This is a genomic window from Streptomyces sp. NPDC059851 (genome assembly GCF_042732005.1).
Classification (GTDB): Bacteria; Actinomycetota; Actinomycetes; order Streptomycetales; family Streptomycetaceae; genus Streptomyces.
In genome coordinates this window covers 1-18,379 of the sequence record NZ_JBHWJJ010000049.1, presented here as the reverse complement: position 1 = coordinate 18,379, position 18,379 = coordinate 1, and the positions used below count along the sequence as shown (strand labels likewise).

Sequence of the window (18,379 nt, the reverse complement as noted above, 5' to 3'; positions counted from 1 at the left end):
TGACCATCCGGCCATTCGCTCGTTCAGCTGAACGTGACTGCGCCGGACACCGCCACCCGCCCCCCGTCTCCCGCGACGCCCGACGTCGAGCAGGCCGAGGCCGCGATCGTCGAGCACTACCCGCGGCTGGTGCGGCTCGCCTACCTGGTGCTGCCGCCCTCCCTGGGCCGGCACCGGCGCGTGCTCACCGCCCACTCGCTGGCCCAGCGCGCGCTCCCGCGCGGGCGGCGGTCCGGCGGGAAGGCCGCGGCCGGGGCGCGGCGGGGGGTCCCCGGGCAGCGCGGCGACCGCCGCGGTGGCGCGGGCCGGGACACCCCCGGCGCCGGATACGCGTACGTCCGGCTCCAGGTGCTCCGATCCGCCCTGGAGGCTGGGGTTCCGCTGACCTTCCGGGCGCTGCCCGGGCGGTACCGGCTGCCCGCGCTGCTGCCCCGGGTGTGGGGGCTGCGGCTGTTCCCGCGGTCCGGCGGGGCCGAGGAGCTGGCCCTGGACCAGTGGCTCGCCACGCTCGACGGGCCCGGCCGGGCCGCCTGCGCGCTGCGGGCGCTGGAGCGGCTGCCGGAGTCGGAGGTGCTGCGGGTGCTCGCCGCTGCCGGGGTGGCGGACCCGGCGGCCGCGGTCGCGGAGTCCGGGGACCCGGCGCACGACCCGCTGTTCACCTCCCCCGAGTTCGATCCGTGCGTGCTGCAGGCGCGCCCCACCGACCTGCTGCGCCGCCGCCGTCTCGGGCGGGCCGCACTGGCAGCCGGGGCCGCCCTCGCCGTCTGCGGTGCGCTGCTCGCGCTTCCGGGCGGCGGCTGGGGCGAGGACGGTGCGGCGGCCCCGCCGTACGCGCGCAACGCGGCCGTGGAACGGGCCCTGGACCCGGCCGAGCTGGTCCGGGTCGCGCCCACGCTGTGGCGTACGTCGTCCCGTACGGGCTTCTCGACCTGGCCGGCCCGCGGCGACCGGATCGACGACACGGAGCTGCTGCGCCGGGCGCTGGCCGTGTGGGTGCGGCCCGGGAAGTCGGTCGTGGCCTCCGCCACGCCGGGCACTCCGCCCGGACCTCCGATGGGTCCGCCGCAGCTGCTGTTCGCGGGCACCGTCGACCAGGCCGTCGTGGTCCTGCTGTACGACGGCCTGCGCGTGGTCCGGTACGCCGAGCCGCGCACCGGGACCTCGGTCGCCGCCCTGGACTTCGCCCGTACGGACGGCGCGTCGGCGGAGACGGCCACCGCGCTGGTGCTGAGCAGGGTCGACGGCAACGTCCGCTACCTGACGGCGCCCTGGGCCGCGGGGGTGGGTCTGCGGGACCTGTTGAAGCCGGGCGAGGCCACCGTGCCGTTGAAGTTGGGCCCGGACGGCGTCACCCCGCCGGTGCCGAGCCCCGCTCCGGCCGGCAACTGCACCAGCTGGAACGCACTGTCGCTGACCGGCGACGGCGCCACCCGACTGGTGACGGACCTGGGCGAGCTGACCCCGGCCCGGCTGACCTCGGGTGCGCCGGGCGCGGAGCGGGATGCCGCGGAGGGCGGGGAGCTCGGCGACTGGTCGCGGATCGCCTGCCTGCTGCCGTCGGTCCGGTCGGCGGGGGTCCGTACGGTCAATGCGTGGACGTACGCCAAGCAGCAACTGCCCGAGGGCGAGGGCACGGCGACGTGGCTGTGCACGCGGGCGGAGACCTGGGCGGGCGTGCAGGACCGGGTCCAGGCCCAGTTCCTGGCACCGGGCGCACCGCTGGCGGCGCAGGTGGCCAAGGCGGAGGGCTCGCCGGCCTGCGGCCCGCGGGAGCCCCGGGTGCTGGCGGGCGTGCTGTGGAAGTCGAAGGCGGGCCAGTGGTACACCCTGGGGGCGGGCAGCACGCAGTTCGCGTCGCTGTCGGCCTCGGGCGGTGGTGTGAACGGCTCCGCGGTGGGCAACCGCCTGGCCCTGAAGGCGCCGGCAGGAGCCCAGGTCGAGCTGTCGGGCAAACTCACGGACGGCACGAAGGCCCGCTCCCTGGGCTAGGAGCACCCCCCTCTGGGCCCGAACACTCCCTCAGGCCCGTGGGGCCCCCTCGGTTCGGTAGCAACCCCGGTAGCCGTCGGGCCCGTGGCCCCGCCGGCCTCCAGGGGGTGTGGTGCTGCGGCCCTCACAGCACCACACCTACCGGGGAGCTGGACAGGAGCGCGGTCCAGTCCTGGTCTGCGGCCCAGTCGGCGAACGTGTGCCAGCCGACCTCGGGGTGGTCGCGCCGCAGCCGGGCGGTGTCGACGTCGAGGCCTTCGGCGGTGAAGTACGCGAACATGGCCGCCAGGTCCTCGGACCAGTTGCGGACCTGGTCGAGCGGCACTTCCCGGTGGGTGACCGTGCGGCCGGTGGCGGCTGCGAGGACCTCCGCGATCCCGGCAGGGGTGAGCTCGTCGGAGGCCATGTCGATACGACGGCCGGCGAATTCGGGGCGCCGCTGCAGGACCAGCGCGGCGAACGAGCCGATGTCGGCGGCGGATATGAGGGTGAGCGGCCGGTCCGCGGGCATCGGCCAGGCGAAGGAGCCGTCGCGCAGCCCGTCGAGGGTCCAGCCGGTGGCGTAGTTGTCCATGAATGCGGCCGGGGCGATCACGGTCCAGGGCACTCCGGCCGCCCGCAGGTGCTGTTCCACGAGGTGCTTGCTCTCGTAGTGCGGGATGCCGGTGCCGCGGTCGGCGTGGGCTGCGGAGGTGAGCACGACGTGCCCGAGGCGGGCGTCCGCTGCGGCGTCGACGAGGGTGCGGCCCTGCCGGGTCTCGGTGGCGGTGTCGGTGCCGAACGGGGTGGTGACCGCGAAGAGCGAGTCCGCCCCGGCGAGCGCGGCGTCCAGCGATGCGCGGTCGTCGAAGTCAGCGCGGCGGACGTCGGCGCCGAGGCGGCGCAGGGCGTCCGCTGCGGGCGAGGCCGGGTCGCGGGTGAGTGCGCGAACCTGGTGGCCCGCTCCGATCAGGGCGCGGGCGGTGGCCCCGCCCTGGGCTCCGGTGGCTCCGGTGACGGCGATGGTGAGCATGGTTCCCCCAGGACAGAAGACAGCGAACTACTACGAATGACGCGAACGACGACCCGCATTCCCCTGCGCGGCACATTCACTGCGTCACACAGAAGACTACCGGAGGCGGGAGGGATTCCCAACCCCTGAACCACCTCAGTACATTGACGCCATGTCTAATAAGCCGCTCGCTCCCGCCCCCGTGGCGTCGGAACGCACAGAGCTCAAGGCGCGCAACGTGTCCTTCGGCTGGGAGGGCACCCCCCTCCACTGGCTGCCGGGCGACCCCTTCGCCACGCACACCATCAACGTGCTCCACCTGCTCCTGCCCGCCGGCGAGCGCTGGTTCGTGCACGTCTACAAGCAGGTGCTCCCCCACATCAGGGACGAGCGGCTCCGCGCGGACGTCATCGGCTTCATCGGCCAGGAGGCGATGCACGCGGCCGCTCACGACGAGGTGCTCCCCCACCTCAAACGGCTCGGCCTGGACCCCACCCCGTACACCGCCCAGGTGGACTGGCTCTTCGAGAAGCTGCTCGGCGACCGGACCCTGCCGCCCGGCCGGGCACGGCACTGGTGGCTCATGGAACGCGTCGCCATGATCGCGGCGATCGAGCACTACACGGCGTTCCTGGGCGACTGGGTGTTGAACGCGGACGAGTTGGACCGGCGCGGCGCCGACCCGATGATGCTCGACCTGCTGCGCTGGCACGGCGCGGAGGAGGTCGAGCACCGCTCGGTGGCCTTCGACCTGTTCATGCACGTGGACGGGAGCTACCGCCGCCGGGTCCGGACCTGGGCCACCGCCTTCGCCTCCCTCGTCTTCCTCTGGCAGCGCGGCACCCGCTTCTTCATGGAGCACGACCCGCAGCTGCCCGGCGCCAAGGCCTCGTTCGGCCAGTTCTTCCGGGCCGGGCAGCAGGGCACCCTACCGTCCACCGGTGCGATGCTCAGGTCGATCCCGACCTACCTCTCCCGCACGTACCACCCGTCCCAGGAGGGTTCCACCGCCCAGGCCGTCGCCTACCTGGCCTCCTCCCCCGGCGCGAACGGCGGTGTCCGGCCGTGAGCAGCAGCCGTGCCCTGACCGTCGCGGCCTTCGCGGGCGCCGCGTGGCTGACGAAGCGCGCCCTGCGCAGGCGCATATCCCGTTCGCCCCTGTGGCCGCTGCCGGCCCTTCAGACCCCGATCTCCGGGTACTCGCCGCGCCGCCGCCTGCGCGCCCCGATCGTGTCGCGCACCGAACCGGCGCACGGAGTCGTCCAGCTGACCGTGGAATCCCCCGAGCTGCCGGACTGGGCGCCCGGCGCGCACGTCGACGTCACCCTCCCCTCCGGCCTGGTCCGCCAGTACAGCCTGTGCGGGGACCCGGCCGACACCGGGCGCTACACGTTCGCGATCCGGCTGGTCGAGGACGGCCGCGGCGGCTCCCGCGAGGCCCACGCCCGGCTCGTCGAGGGCACCGAGCTGGAACTGCGCCCGCCGCGCAACCGCTTCGGGTTGGAGCCCGCGGCCTCGTACGTCTTCGTCGCGGGCGGCATCGGCATCACGCCGATCCTGCCGATGCTCCGCTCCGCCACCGCCGCCGGGGCGGACTGGACGCTGCTGTACGGGGGCCGCTCGCGCGCCTCGATGCCGTTCCTGCCCGAACTCGCCGGGTACGGGGACCGCGTCGCGCTGGTCCCCAAGGACGAGGCGGGCCTGCCCGACCTGGTCGGGCTGCTCTCCGCAGCCGCCCCGGACGCCCTGGTGTACTGCTGCGGCCCGGAGCCCCTGATGGCCGCCGTCCTCGCCGCGGCTCCGGACCCCAGGGCCGTCCGCCTGGAGCGTTTCGCTCCGTCCACGTCCACGTCCCCGGCCGAGGCGCGGCCCTTCACCCTGGACCTCGCCCGCTCGGGCCGCACGGTCGAGGTCGGGGCCGGCGAATCGGCCCTGGCGGCCGTCCGCCGGGTGCTGCCGGACACCCCGTACTCCTGCGGGCAGGGCTTCTGCGGGACCTGTCAACACCGGGTCCTGGCGGGCGAGGTGGACCACCGCGACGAGCTCCTGACGGACGGGGAGCGGGAGGACTCGATGCTCCTGTGCGTCTCCCGCGCGAGGGGTGACCGCCTGCTCCTCGACCTGTAAGGACCGCCCCGGACCTGCGGGTATGTGAGGGACATCCGGGGACGACCGGTTGCCCGGGGGCGAAGTAGGGTGTCCGCATGACAACCGGGGTGCGGCGCAGGATGGGTGTCGAGGAGCGGCGGCAGCAGCTGATCGGGGTGGCTCTGGAGCTGTTCAGCAACAGGTCTCCCGACGACGTGTCTATCGACGAGATCGCGGCGGCCGCCGGCATATCCCGGCCGCTCGTCTACCACTACTTCCCCGGCAAGTTGAGCCTGTACGAGGCCGCGCTGCGGCGCGCGGCGGACGACTTGGCGCAGCGGTTCGTGGAACCGCACGAGGGTCCGCTCGGGGCGCGGCTGCTGCGCGTGATGGGCCGGTTCTTCGCGTTCGTCGAGGACCACGGGCCGGGTTTCTCCGCGCTGATGCGCGGCGGTCCGGCGGTCGGCTCGACCCGGACCAACGCGATGATCGACGAGGTCCGGCAGGCCGCGTACGACCAGATCATCACGCACCTCGGCATCGAGAGGCCGCCCGCCCGCCTGGCGCTCGTGGTGCGGTCGTGGGTGTCGCTCGCGGAGTCCACGGCGCTGATCTGGCTGGAGAGCCGGGAGATCCCGCGCGCCGAACTGGAGTTGCAGCTGGTGCACGATTTCGCGGCGCTGGCCGCGGTGAGCGCCTCGTACGACACGGAAATGGCCCAGATCATGGTGCGGATCCTGGAGGGAGAGCCGGCCGACGGCCCGTTCGGCGAACTGGTGGGCCGCCTCGCCCTGCTGGTCCCCACCACGCCGGAACCGGCGTCGGATCCGCACCGATGATCGCGTGATAATACGCGCGTGATCATTGATGACGACGGGATCCGGTTCCGGCGGGCCGTGGAGAAGGACGCCGCCGCGTTGGTGGCCCTGTACGACCAGGCCGCCCGGTGGATGCAGAAGCACGGGATCGAGCAGTGGAAGCCCGGCGAGAAGGACGTCGCGCACTTCACGCAGAAGATGGGCGACGGGGAGGTGTGGCTCGCGGGCGACCAAGGGGGGCGGATCGTCGGGGCGTACGAGCTGTGGTGGTCGGACGAGGAAGCCTGGGGCGTGCAGCCTCCGGTCGCCGGCTACGTGCACCGGCTGATGGTGGAACGCAAGACCGCGCCCGCGGGGACCGGCCGGCGGATCCTCGAACACGCCGAGCGCCGGATAGCCGGTTCCGGTCTGCCGCGGGCGCGGCTGGACTGCGTCTCCACCAACCCCCGGCTGCTCGCGTACTACCAGAACGCGGGCTACCGGGTGGTCGGGGAGTTCCCCCACAAAGAGGGGAAGGACGGCCGCGTCTACGGGGTGATCCTGTTGGAGAAGCGGCTCGACCGGCTCAGCGTCGTGTGAAGACCGCGATCGTGCGGCCCGGGGTGCGGAACTCTCCCTTCTCCGCGTCGTACGAGGACTGCTTGACGACCGCGTCGGAACCGGCGGCCTGCACGGGGTGCAGGGCGTACCCGGTTCCGGCGAGGTCGGGGATCCGCTGGGTCTGGGCGCCGGGCGTGGCGTTGAAGACGACGACGAGGCGGCCCAGCGTCATGGTGACGACCCCGGGGGTCTCGTCCTTCCCCGAGAGCGGGAAGGCCAGTGCGTCCTGCACCTGCTGGGCCGTGGCCAGCGAGAACGCCGGCTCGGTGGTCCGGATCCGCAGCAGGTCCCGGTAGGCGGCCGAGGTGCCGTTGATCTCGGTGCAGCCCGGGGCGGGCCCGGTCAGCAGCGGCTTGGCGTAGACCCACTTGGACCGGTTGTCGGCGGCCGGCGGCAGACCCCGCCCGAACCCGTTGCCGTCTCGGCAGTCCCAGTGGATCGCGTTGAACCAGTCGCCGCTGTCGTACGAGTTCCGGTCCAGGGACTTCGAGCGGAGCAGGTCCGTCCCGGCCTGTGACAGCGCCGGCCCCTGGGACAGCGCGGCGACACCCATCGCCAGCACCTGCATGCGGGCCTGGTCGGCAGCCGCAGTGCCCTGGGGCAGCTTGTACGTCAGGGCGTCGGCGAGCGTCTCGTTGTCGTGCGCATCGGCGTAGGCGAGGGCATCGCCGGGAGCGGCCGCGTATCCGGCGGGGGCGCCGTTGTAGTCCACTTCGGAGCCCTTGACCCGGCGCCCCGAGGTGTCGGTGAAGGTGTACGAGGCGAGGTTCCCGGACAGACCGACCTTGATCAGGTCCTGGTCGTGCAGCAGCCGGGCCCGCTGCTCGGCGGCCGTCCCGTTGGCAGGGGACCCGTTCGGAGCCGTGAACAGCCCCGAGGCGAAGCCCTGGACGCGCGGATCCTCGTCGAAGGGGCCGCCGCCCCGCACCGCGTCACGGGCGCGGTCCGAGAACGTCGCGATCCCCGTTCCGGCCATGTTCAGCTGAGTGGCCTGGACGAACCGGGCGTCGTTCGCGACCTCTCCGAAGTTCCAGCCCTCGCCGTACAGAATGATCTTCTTCCCGTCCACGCCGTCCTTCTCGACGGTCAGCGCGTCGAGGGCGTTGCGCACGGCGAGGACGTTCTCCTTCGGGTGGTGGCCCATCAGGTCGAAGCGGAAGCCGTCGACCTTGTACTCCTTCGCCCAGGTGACGATGGAGTCCACCACGAGGCGGCCCATCATGGCGTTCTCGGGGGCCGTGTTGGCGCAGCACGTCGACGTGGCGACGCTCCCGTCGGCGAGCAGCCGCTGGTAGTACCCGGGCACGATCCGGTCGAGGACCGACTTGCCGTCCTGTCCGGCCGCCACGGTGTGGTTGTAGACGACGTCCATGACGGTCCGCAGCCCGGCCCCGTTCAGGGCCTGCACCATCTTCCGGAACTCGACGGTCCTGGCGGTGCCGTTCGGGTCGCTCGCGTACGAGCCCTCCGGGACGGTGTAGTGCAGCGGGTCGTAGCCCCAGTTGTAGGAGTCCTTCGCGGCCGCCGCAGCCACACAGGCCTGCTGTTGGTCCGAGTCCGGCGCGTACACCTTGAGGTCGCAGGCGGGCTCGGTACGGTCCTCCCGCTTCTCGGGGATGGTGCCGATGTCGAAGGCGGGGAGCAGGTGGACGTACGAGGTCCCGGCAGCCGCGAGGCCGCGCAGGTGGCGCATGCCGGCCGAGTCGCCGTCGGTGAAGGCCAGGTACTGGCCGGGGTGCTTGCTGGTGGGGTCGGCGACGGAGAAGTCCCGGACGTGGAGTTCCTGGATCTGCGCCGAGGTGAAGGGCACGGCGGCGGGCTTGCGCAGCTGCCGCCAGCCGGCCGGAGCCAGCTTGGGGTCCGCGAGGTCCACGACGAGGCTCGCCGCGGAATCGGTGGTCAGCGCAGTGGAGTACGGATCCGTCACCAGGTTGCGGACCACCTGCCGGGCACCGGGCGCCCACACCGTCACGGCGTACCGGTACGGCTTCCCGGCCCAGGACCGCTCACCGCGCGCCGACCAGACGCCGGTGGCCTCATCGCGGTGCATCGGCAGGACGCGGCCGTCGAGTTCGAGCTCCACCTTCCGGGCGGTCGGCGCCCACACCGACAGGGTGGGCCGACCGTCCTTGAACACGGGCCCGAGCGCGGCCCGGGTGGCGTACAGATCGTCGAGTACCCCCGCGAGCTGCACACCCGTGGCAGCGAGGACGGCCCCGTTGGCAGCCCTGGCCGAGGCGACGACCTGCCCCCTCAGTGCCTCCCGCACCCGTCCCCGGTCGCGCGCGTCCACGCTGTAGGCGGCGTACGCGGCCAGGTGCGGGTACTTCTGCTTCTGGGCGTCGGTGAGCTTGGTCGGGGAGAGCCGCAGCCACTGCGCCGCCCCGGTCAGCGTGCCGTTCGCGGCCTTGATCGCCCCGTCCCCGGAGGCGAGGAGCTGTACGGAGGCGGCCGCCGGGGGTGCGTTCCACGCCACGGTGTCCCGGTCGATCCAGACGGCCTGCGCCTTCCCGAGGTCGAGCCCGGCAGCAGAGCCCGCGGGCTGCGGCAGCAGGTGGGCGGCCTGTCCGCCCAGCATCCACACCTCGTGCCCGGTCCCCTTCAGATCGAGCGACTGGTCGGCGGGCAGGTCCTTCTCGTCCCCCTTGTGGAGGATGTAGCTGAGCGAGCCGGCCCCCGCGGCGAGCGGGACCTCGAAGACAGCGCCGTAGGCGTCGAACCGGGCGGGCATCAGCGGCTTGGACCAGTCGGTCGGGTTGGCGGCCCCGGTCCACACGTGCAGACCCCAGCCGTCGTAGGCCCCGTCGGCACGCTTGTAGTGCAGCACGGCCTTGCCCTGGTCCTGCGGCGGGTAGGCGGGCCGCTCGGTCTGCGCGGCCTCCTTGCCCTGCTCCAGCCAGACCTCTCCGGCACGCGTCACGTCCAGCGTGCGGTCGGCGGCGACGTCCTTGTTGCCGTCCTTGTCGATGACCAGGTAGCCGATGGACGAGGCGCCGGGCTTGAGCTTGACCCACGCGAAGGCGCCGTACGCGTCACGACCGACGAAGTCGTGTCCGGCGGGCCAGGGCGTGGCCTCCCCCTCGGCGATGTCGCCCCAGGCGTAGAGCCGCCAGTTCGTGTAGTCGCCGTCGGCCCGCCGGTAGTGGACGACGGCATAGTCGCGCTGGGTGGCGGTGGGCACGCCCACGGGCGGAACCCGCCCGGCGACGGACTCGCCCCCGCCACTGGCCGTGCGCCCGGCGGAGTCCACGACGACGGCCTTGTACCGCAGCGGTGTTCCGGCCGGGGCGTTCACGTGCTGGGTGACCTTGTACGGAGCGTGGTCGGCGGATCCGAGCACCTGCCACGGGCCGTTGCCGACCTGGGCGGCGAACACGACCCGGTTGAGCCCGCCGCCGCTGACGTCCGCCGACACTTCGACGGTTCCGGCAGCGCCGGCCGCGGGCGCCTTCAGGGTCAGCGCGGGCTTGGAAGCGGCGACGGCGAGGGGCTCGATGCCCCGCAGCACCACGGAACCGAGGGCGGGCACGACGACGGTGAGCTTGCCGGCGGCGGAGGCGCGGATCAGCGCGGTGCCGCCGTACAGGGTGCGGTACTGGGCGCCGGCGGGGGCGTCGATCTCTACGGTCCGCGACCCGGTGCCGTTGTTGGCGGCCACCAGGTACTCGGTGCGGCTGCGGGCGTCGGTCCGCGCGAAGGCGTAGACCGAACCGTCCGCCAGCCGCTCGCTCTGGATGCCGTCCCGCAGTGCCGGGTGCTCCCGGCTCAGCTTGGACAGCCCGGCGATCTGCCGGTAGATCGGATGCTGCTGGTCGTACGCGTCACTGGCGTGCGTGCGCGAGGTCCCGAGCTGGTCGTCATCGACATAATCGGCGATCTTCGTGGCGAAGAGGGGCTGCCGGGCGTCCTTGTCGCCGCCCGCCCCGGTGAAGCCCTGCTCGTCACCCGAATAGACGACGGGATTGCCACGCGAGAAGAACATCAGCTCGTTGGCGAGCCGGTTCCGGTCCAGTAGCTCCTGCTCACTCGCCCCGGGCCGGTCCTGCTTCAAGAACGAGGCGAACCGTCCCATGTCGTGGTTCCCGAGGAACGTGACCTGCTCGTAGGCATTGGCCTTGTCCGTCGTGTACCGGTAGTCATCGGCGAGGACACCGGCCAGCCGGCCAGCCGCCGCGCCCTGGGAGGCGTACGCGCGGATCGCGTCCTGCAGCGGGAAGTCGAGCGTGGCGTCCAGCCGCCCCTGCGTGACGTACGGCGAGGTGACGGCCGTGTCCGCCGAGTAGACCTCTCCGAACATGAAGAAGTTCTTGCGCCCCTGCTTGGCGGCGTACTTGTCCAGAGCAGTGGCCCACTGCGTCCAGAACTCGGTGTTCACGTGCTTGACGGTGTCGATCCGAAACCCGTCGACACCGAAGTCCTTGACCCACTTCTCGTAGATCTTTTCCATGCCGCTGACGACCTCGGGCCGCTCGGTCCACAGGTCGTCGAGCCCGAAGAAGTCGCCCTGCCCGGAGGATTCACCGGCGAAGGTGGAGTCGCCCCGGTTGTGGTACATGGTCGGATCGTTGAGCCACGCCGGCACCTTGAGGTTCTTCTTCCCCTCCGGCACGAACGGCGTACGCGGGAAGGACGAAGTGCCGACACCGGGAAACTTCCTCTTCCCGTCCGCGTAGTCCGCGTCGTCGAAGGCGACGCCGTCCTTCGTCAGATACGGAAAGGCTCCCTTCGACAGGTACGAGTAGGACTGCTCGCGATAGTCGACGACATCAGCCGTGTGGTTGGTGATGACGTCGAAGAAGACCTTCATCCCCTTCGCGTGCGCCTTGTCGATGAGCTTCGTGAGGTCGGCGTTGGTCCCGAAGTGCGGATCGACCTGGGTGAAGTCGGTGATCCAGTAGCCGTGGTAGCCGGCGGACACGTCATCGCCCTTGCCCTGCACCGGCTGGTTCTTGAAGATCGGCGCCATCCAGATGGCGGTGGTGCCCAGCCCCTTGATGTAGTCGAGCCGGTCCGTCAGCCCCTTGAGGTCGCCACCCTGGTAGAACCCCTTGTCCGTCGGGTCCAGGCCGGTCTGCAGCCGGCCGCCGCTGAGGCCTCCCGCATCGTTGCGCGGGTCGCCGTTGGCGAACCGGTCCGGGAGCACGAAGTAGAACTGCTCCCGCGTGAGGTCGTGCCGCGCGGGCTCGGCGGCCAGTTTGGCGTCCGACGGCGGCCCGGGGGGTCTTGCGGCGGCCGCGGCGGGCAGGGCGGGCAGGAGCGTCACGGCCATGGCGGCGGCGAGGACTCCTGCGGCAGGGCGTATCAAGGCGGCTCTCCTTGGTGACGTGAAGAGGGCCGCCCGGCGGTGGCGGGGTTCCTTGCGGGGTGCCGGGCGGCCCTGGTCTGTGGGGCGTCAGTTGCGCCAGGTGTCGTTCAGGACGACCTTGCTGCTCGCCGGAACGGTGGCGGTGCGGTTGGCACCGCCCTCCCAGGTCACGTTCCCGGCGGCGTCCTTGCGGACGTACTTGTACGAGAACGCGGTTCCGGGCGGAAGGGTCACGTCGAGCTTCCACACGGGGTAGGCGGACGGGTCGAGCTTCACGGCGCCGGCGGGGTTCCAGTTCCCCAGCTCGGCACGGTCTCCGGTGACGTAGACGTTCTGCCCGACCACGGTGGTGGCGTTGACCGCGAACGAAGCGCCCGCAGCGGCAACGCCCCCGCAACCGGGCGCCCCCACGTGGATCGCGAGCGCCGTGTTGCTTCCCAGCGTTGCGGTGAACGTGCCGTTCGCCCCGACGGAAACGTTCCTTCCGCTCTGCACGTCGCAGTAGTCACCGGCCGGCAGCGAGGTCTGGAAGGTCCGCGTCAGAGCAGCGCCCTCGTGGTTGATGGCCACGAACGCCTTGTTGCCCCGCCCGAACGCGATCTGGTCGTTGCCGTTGTCCCACCAGTTGGTCACGGCCTGCCCGCGCGCCGCGTTCCGGAAGGCGACCATGGAGGAGATCTCCGGCCAGGCGTGCTGGCACTTCCACCCGTCGCGGTAACACCCGGCGACCTGCCCGCCGTTCGGCGGACCGGCGTCCTTGTCGGTCCACTCGTACCCGGAGTGCACATCGGGCGAGCCGTACGGCCACGCCAGCATGAAGACGCTCGCCAGGGTGTAGTCGGCGCCGTTCTTGTAGTTCAGCGTGTCGCCGACCCGCTCGGTGTCGTGGTTGTCCACGAACACCCCGGCGCTCCCGGAGGCCATGTACCCCCAGCCCTCACCGAAGTTCTTCAGGTACGCGAGCTTCTCGTCCTGGAAGACGCGCTTCAGGTCGCGCGCGTACCGGAACTCCTGGACGTCACCGTTCCCGAGGTACTCGCTCGGCGACACCGCCTCGCCGGCCCCGTGGATGGCCTCCTGCTTCCAGTACGCACCGGGGCGGGTCAGCCGCGACTTGATGTTGGCGAGGTCGGCGGCCGGCATGTGCTTGGCCGCGTCGATCCGGAACCCGTCGACCCCCAACGACAACAGATCGTTCAGGTAAGCGGCGATCCGGCCGCGTACGTAGTCCTCGCCCGTGTCGAGGTCGGCGAGCTGGACGAGCTCGCAGTTCTGCACGTTGCCGCGGTCCTGGTAGTTGGTGATCTCCGCCCGGCAGTCGTCCATGTCGGCGCCGGAGTAGGTGCCGGAGTACCCGTACTTCGTATACGGGCTGCCCCCCGTCCCCACACCGTCACCGGCCGCCATGTGGTTGATGACGGAGTCGGCGACGACCTTCACCCCGGCCGCGTGGCACGTGTCGATCATCGTCTTGAACGCGGCCCGGTCCCCGAGCCGACCGGCGATCTTGTAGCTGACGGGCTGGTACGAGGTCCACCACTGCGGCCCCTGGATGTGCTCCTGCGGCGGCGAGACCTGGACGTACCCGTATCCGGCCGGACCCAGGGTCTCCGTGCACGCCCGGGCCACGGACTCGAACCGCCACTCGAACAGCACGGCCGTGACGTCCTTGTCCCCGGGCGCCGCGGCACTGGCCTGCGGGGCCTGCGCGGTCAGGGTGGCGGCGGCCAGAGCCGCGACGGCGAAGAGCCCGGCGGCGCTCGCTCCGGCAGGTCTGGCAGCTCTGACAGACATGTGGGGTCCTCCTGGCGGAAGAGGTGTGGGGATTGCAGTGACCGTAGGGGCCCACCCCAGACCGTTGCAAGACCTTGCGCAAGAGATTGCAGAATTGTTTCCTGCCGGCCATCTCGCCACCGGGCCCCGCACGTTGGCCGGCGGCCGGGAAAAGGACGATGGGCGGCCGGGAAATCCCGGCCGCCCATCTACCCCCGACCAAGGGGAACTTGTGGTGCAGCCCGGCCCTAGCCGGGCCTCAGTCCGCCCGCGGCGCCATCCCCGTGGACCCCCGGACCACCAGCTCCGGCTGGAACACGTACTCCGTGCGCTGCACGGGCGTACCGCCCACCGCCTCCAGCAGCGCCCCGACCGCGGCGGTCGCCATGGCGCGCACGGGCTGCCGCACCGTGGTCAGCGGCGGGTCCGTGAACGCGATCAGCGGCGAGTCGTCGTACCCCACCACCGAGACGTCCTCCGGCACCCGCAGCCCCCGCTCCCGCACGGCCCGTATCACGCCGAGCGCCATCGGGTCGCTGCCGCAGACGATGCCGGTGCAGCCGCGCTCCAGCAGGGCGCCCCCGGCCGCATGCCCGCCCTCCACGGTGAACAGGGTGCGCTGGATGAGCCCCTCGGCCTCCGCGTCGGGCACGGCGGCGGTGAAGCCCTGCTCCTTCCGGGCCGACGGCACGTAGCGCGTCGGCCCGATCGCCAGCCCGATCCTCCGGTGCCCCAGGTCCTCCAGGTGCCGTACGGCCATCTCGGCGGCGGCCCGGTCGTCCGGGGATATAAAGGGGGCGTTCACGTGCTCGTTGAACCCGTTGATCATGACGAACGGCACCCCGCGCGAGCTGAGCCGCTGGTACCGGGCGGGATCGGCCAACCCGTCCGCGTGCAGCCCGGACAGGAAGACGATCCCCGTGACCCCGCGCTCCTCCAGCTGCTCGACGAGCTCGTCCTCCGTGGCCCCGCCGGGCGTCTGCGTGCACAGCACCGGCGTGTACCCGTGGCCGGCCAGCGCCTGCTCGATGACCTGGGCGAAGGCCGGGAAGATCGGGTTGGTGAGCTCGGGTATGAGCAGCCCGACGAGCCCGTTGCTGCGCCTGCGCAGCCGTACGGGCCGTTCGTAGCCGAGCAGGTCCATCGCGGCCAGCACCTTGTGCCGGGTGCCGGCCGCGACGCCCGCCTTGCCATTGAGGACCCGGCTGACGGTCGCCTCGCTGACCTGGGCCTGCGCGGCGATGTCCGTCAGCCGGAGCGGCGAGGTCACCCCTGCCACCACACCGCCGTGTCGGCGGGCAGTACGCCGGGCTCGGTGAGCCCGCCGCTGGCCAGCAGGACGGTCCCGGCCGCGGGCAGCGCGACGGCCTCCCCGGTGGTGTTAGCGGTGCAGACGAACCCGCCCCGGCGGAAGGCCAGCACGCCCTCGGGGGCCGGGAGCCACTCGACCCGGTCACCGGCCCCCAGGTCGGGGTTCTCCCGCCGGATCCGCAGCGCGCTGCGGTACAGCTCCAGCGTCGAGTTCGGGTCGCCGGTCTGCGCCTCCACGCTCAGCGCAGCCCATTGCGCAGGCTGCGGCAGCCAGCTCCCGCCCTCCCCGAAGCCGTAGGGGGCCTCGGTGCCGCTCCACGGGATCGGCACACGGCATCCGTCGCGCAGGCCGTCCTGCCCGTTCTCCTTGAAGAACGACGGGTCCTGGCGGACTTCGTCGGGCAGGTCGGTGACCTCGGGCAGGCCGAGCTCCTCGCCCTGGTAGACGTACGCCGACCCGGGCAGGGCCAGCATCACCAGCGCGGCCGCGCGCGCCCGCCGCAGCCCGGCCTCCGCGTCACCCTCCCCGAACCGGGTGGCGTGCCGGACCACGTCGTGGTTGGACAGCACCCAGGTGCTGGGGGCGCCGACGGGGCGCATCGCGTCGAGCGAGTCGTCGATGGTGGCGCGCAGGGCGTCCGCGTCCCAGCCCGTGGTCAGGTAGTGGAAGTTGAACGCCTGGTGCAGCTCGTCGTGGCGCACGTAGAGGGCGGTGCGGCCGACGGTGGGGGTCCAGGCCTCGGCGACGCCGATGCGGTCGCCGGCGTACTCGTCGAGGACCTTGCGCCAGGCGCGGTAGATCTCGTGGACGCCGTCCTGGTCGAAGAAGGGCAGCACCTGGTTGCCGAGCAGCTTGAGCTGCTCGTCGCGGCCGAGGTCGGGCAGGCCGGGGGCCTTGACCAGGCCGTGCGCGACGTCGATGCGGAAGCCGTCGACGCCCAGGTCGAGCCAGAACCGCAGGACGGACCGGAACTCGTCCTGGACGGCCGGGTGGTCCCAGTTGAAGTCGGGCTGCTCGGGAGCGAACAGGTGCAGGTACCACTCCCCGTCCTCGACGCGGGTCCAGGCCGGCCCGCCGAAGATGGACTCCCAGTCGTTCGGCGGCTCCTCGCCGTTCTCGCCCCGGCCGGGCCGGAAGTGGAAGCGTTCGCGCAGCGGCGTCCCGGGCCCTTCCCGCAGTGCCTGCTTGAACCATTCGTGCTGGTCGGAGCAGTGGTTGGGGACGAGGTCGACGATGATGCGCAGGCCCAGCCCGTGGGCTTCGCGGATTACGGCGTCGGCGTCGTGCAGGGTGCCGAACATGGGGTCGATGGCCCGGTAGTCGGCGACGTCGTAGCCGGCGTCGGCCTGCGGGGAGGCGTAGAACGGGCTGAGCCAGACGGCGTCGACGCCCAGCTCCTTGAGGTAGGGCAGTCTGCTGCGGATGCCTTCGAGGTCCCCCATGCCGTCTCCGTTGGAGTCGGCGAAGCTGCGCGGATAGACCTGGTAGATCACCGCTTCTCTCCACCAGCCGGGCGCAGTGCCGGTGGCGGTGGTGAGCGTTTCGGCGAGGTGCTGGGTCATGACGTCCTTGGTTGGGTTCGGGCCGGGGGTGTGTCGGGGCGGGCGCGGGTGGTCAGCCCTTGGTGGCGCCCGCCGTCATCCCGGCGACGAGGTGACGCTGGGCGAAGACGAAGAAGATGGCAGCGGGGATGGCGATGAGGACCGAGGCAGCCGTCATCGGACCCCAGTTGGCGGTGTACTGCGTGACGAAGGTCTGCAGGCCGCCCGCGAGGGTGAGGTTCTCGTCACCGACCATGAACGCGGAGGCGTACGCGACCTCGCCCCAGGCGGTGATGAACGAGTAGAAGCCGGTGACGGCCAGGCCGGGCCGGGCCAGCGGCAGGATGAGCCGCCAGAAGGTGCCGAAGGGCGTGAGTCCGTCCACGCGCCCCGACTCGTCGATCTCGGCCGGGATGGTGTCGAAGAAGCCCTTCATCATCCAGGCGCAGAAGGGCACGGCGATCGTCAGGTAGGTGATGATCAGACCGACGGGCTGGTTCAGCAGCCCGAGCTGCCCCATGAGGTTGTAGAGCGGGACGATCAGGATGGCCATGGGGAACATCTGCGTGATCAGCAGGGTCCACATGAGCGGCTTCATGCCCGGGAACCTGAACCGGCTGACGGCGTACCCGGTGGTCGCGGCGATGAACACGCCGAGCACGGTCGTGATGCCCGCCACCAGCACGGAGTTGCCGAACCAGGTGAAGAAGGAGGTCTGCTCCACCAGGTAGCGGTAGTTGTCGAGGGTGGGTTCCTTGACGAAGTCGGTGGTGATCGCGTGCTTCGCGGGCTTGAGGGAGGTCAGGAGCACCCACAGCACGGGGAAGACGGCGATCACGGAGGCGACGACGAGGGTCGCGTGCAGTCCGACGGAGGCGAGCGGCGACCGCTTGCCGCGCTCGCGCACACCGGCGGACCGGTCGGTCGTGGAGGTGGCCACGGTCACCACACCTCTCCCTGCTTGCGCAGCGCCCGTCGGTAGACCAGCGCGAAGATCATGAGGAGGGCGAGGATGAGCACGCCCCAGGTCGCGGAGCCGGCGAAGTCGCGCGGGCTCGCCACGAACGCCTGCCGGAAGGCCTGGGTGACCAGGATCTCGGTGGCGTCGCCCGGCCCGCCCCGCGTGAGCAGGAAGATCACCGGGAACATGTTGAAGGTCCAGATGGTGGAGAGCAGGACCACGGTCATGCTCACCGACCGCAGCCCGGGCAGGGTGATGTGCCGGAAGCGCTGCCAGGTGCTGGCGCCGTCCATCTCGGCGGCCTCGTAGAGCTCGCCGGGGATGGACTGGAGGCCGCCGAGGAGGGCGACCATCATGAAGGGGATGCCGAGCCAGACGTTGACGGCGACGACGGAGACCTTGGCCCACGTCGGGTCGTCGAGCCACGGGACGGCTGCGATGCCGCCGCCTTCGAGGAGCTTGTTGAGGATGCCGTTGTCGCGGTTGAAGAGGAACCGCCAGGCGAAGACCGAGACGAAGCCGGGTACGGCCCAGGGCAGGATGAGCGCCATCCGGTAGACGGCACGGCCCTTGAACTCCCGGTTCAGCATGTTCGCCAGCACCAGACCGAGCCCGAAGGTGATGGACACGCACGCGACGGTCCACACCACCGTCCACACCAGCCGCTGCATGAACACCGGGTCGGCGAGCACGGCCGCGTAGTTGTCGAGCCCGACGAACTGGTACGTGGCCTCGATGTGGTTGGCACCGATCGTACGGGCGACGTTGCGCTCGTTGGCGTCGGTCAGCGACAGGTAGATGCCGCGCACCAGCGGCCAGCCGATGATGACGCCGAGCACGATCACGACCGGGGCGACCATGGCCCAGGCGTACCAGTGCGTGGCAAAAGCACGCTTGAGCCCGCCGCGGTTCGCGGCGCGCTTCTTGGAGTTCGAGCCCGCGTTCGAGCTCGGGTTCGGGCCCTCAGCCGTGCGGCTCCGGCCGCGGGCGACGACGCTCTC

General features: G+C 71.7%; 12 protein-coding genes. 5 read left to right on the top strand and 7 right to left on the bottom strand.

Annotation, left to right across the window (positions count from 1 at the left end; all coding sequences use genetic code 11):
* Window positions 1–33 precede the first annotated feature (33 nt).
* Window positions 34–1,989 carry a hypothetical protein gene (locus ACFV7Q_RS18870; RefSeq protein WP_385429720.1) on the top strand — a complete coding sequence of 652 codons (1,956 nt, stop codon included), beginning with the start codon at window positions 34–36 and terminating at the stop codon, window positions 1,987–1,989.
* Window positions 1,990–2,113: 124 nt separating this feature from the next.
* On the opposite strand, the gene ACFV7Q_RS18865 is transcribed toward ACFV7Q_RS18870, so the two are convergent.
* Window positions 2,114–3,001, bottom strand: coding sequence for an NmrA family NAD(P)-binding protein (locus ACFV7Q_RS18865; protein ID WP_385429718.1), 888 nt, complete (start codon window positions 2,999–3,001; stop codon window positions 2,114–2,116).
* Between the two features lie 151 nt (window positions 3,002–3,152).
* On the opposite strand from ACFV7Q_RS18865, the gene ACFV7Q_RS18860 reads away from it, so the two are divergent.
* The 4 genes from ACFV7Q_RS18860 (at window position 3,153) to ACFV7Q_RS18845 (ending at window position 6,465) form a co-directional block, all read left to right on the top strand.
* The gene (locus tag ACFV7Q_RS18860; protein WP_385429716.1) at window positions 3,153–4,049 is read left to right on the top strand and encodes a metal-dependent hydrolase; all 897 of its coding nucleotides are present in this window, start codon (window positions 3,153–3,155) and stop codon (window positions 4,047–4,049) included.
* On the top strand, window positions 4,046–5,107 hold the full coding sequence (locus ACFV7Q_RS18855) for a PDR/VanB family oxidoreductase (protein WP_385429714.1): 1,062 nt from the start codon (window positions 4,046–4,048) through the stop codon (window positions 5,105–5,107). The genes ACFV7Q_RS18860 and ACFV7Q_RS18855 overlap by 4 nt, the downstream gene beginning before the upstream one ends.
* Before the next feature lie 77 nt (window positions 5,108–5,184).
* Entirely contained in the window at window positions 5,185–5,907 is a 723-nt protein-coding gene (locus ACFV7Q_RS18850; protein ID WP_385429712.1) for a TetR/AcrR family transcriptional regulator, read from the top strand.
* A gap of 21 nt (window positions 5,908–5,928) precedes the next feature.
* A complete protein-coding gene (locus ACFV7Q_RS18845; protein WP_385429765.1) occupies window positions 5,929–6,465 on the top strand; it encodes a GNAT family N-acetyltransferase in 537 nt (178 codons plus the stop codon).
* Here ACFV7Q_RS18845 and pulA read toward each other — a convergent pair.
* The 6 genes from pulA to ACFV7Q_RS18815 all read right to left on the bottom strand — a co-directional run.
* The gene (gene pulA, locus ACFV7Q_RS18840; RefSeq protein WP_385429763.1) at window positions 6,452–11,755 is read right to left on the bottom strand and encodes a pullulanase-type alpha-1,6-glucosidase; all 5,304 of its coding nucleotides are present in this window, start codon (window positions 11,753–11,755) and stop codon (window positions 6,452–6,454) included. The genes ACFV7Q_RS18845 and pulA overlap by 14 nt on opposite strands.
* Window positions 11,756–11,878: 123 nt before the next feature.
* The gene (locus ACFV7Q_RS18835; protein WP_385429710.1) at window positions 11,879–13,585 is read right to left on the bottom strand and encodes a carbohydrate-binding module family 20 domain-containing protein; all 1,707 of its coding nucleotides are present in this window, start codon (window positions 13,583–13,585) and stop codon (window positions 11,879–11,881) included.
* A gap of 238 nt (window positions 13,586–13,823) precedes the next feature.
* Entirely contained in the window at window positions 13,824–14,843 is a 1,020-nt protein-coding gene (locus ACFV7Q_RS18830) for a LacI family DNA-binding transcriptional regulator (protein ID WP_385429708.1), read from the bottom strand.
* A complete protein-coding gene (locus ACFV7Q_RS18825) occupies window positions 14,831–16,438 on the bottom strand; it encodes a glycoside hydrolase family 13 protein (protein WP_385429706.1) in 1,608 nt (535 codons plus the stop codon). The genes ACFV7Q_RS18830 and ACFV7Q_RS18825 overlap by 13 nt, the downstream gene beginning before the upstream one ends.
* 52 nt (window positions 16,439–16,490) lie before the next feature.
* On the bottom strand, window positions 16,491–17,357 hold the full coding sequence (locus tag ACFV7Q_RS18820) for a sugar ABC transporter permease (protein ID WP_385429704.1): 867 nt from the start codon (window positions 17,355–17,357) through the stop codon (window positions 16,491–16,493).
* Between the two features lie 2 nt (window positions 17,358–17,359).
* A partial coding sequence (locus ACFV7Q_RS18815; protein WP_385429702.1) for a carbohydrate ABC transporter permease occupies window positions 17,360–18,379 on the bottom strand: 1,020 nt, incomplete at its 5' end.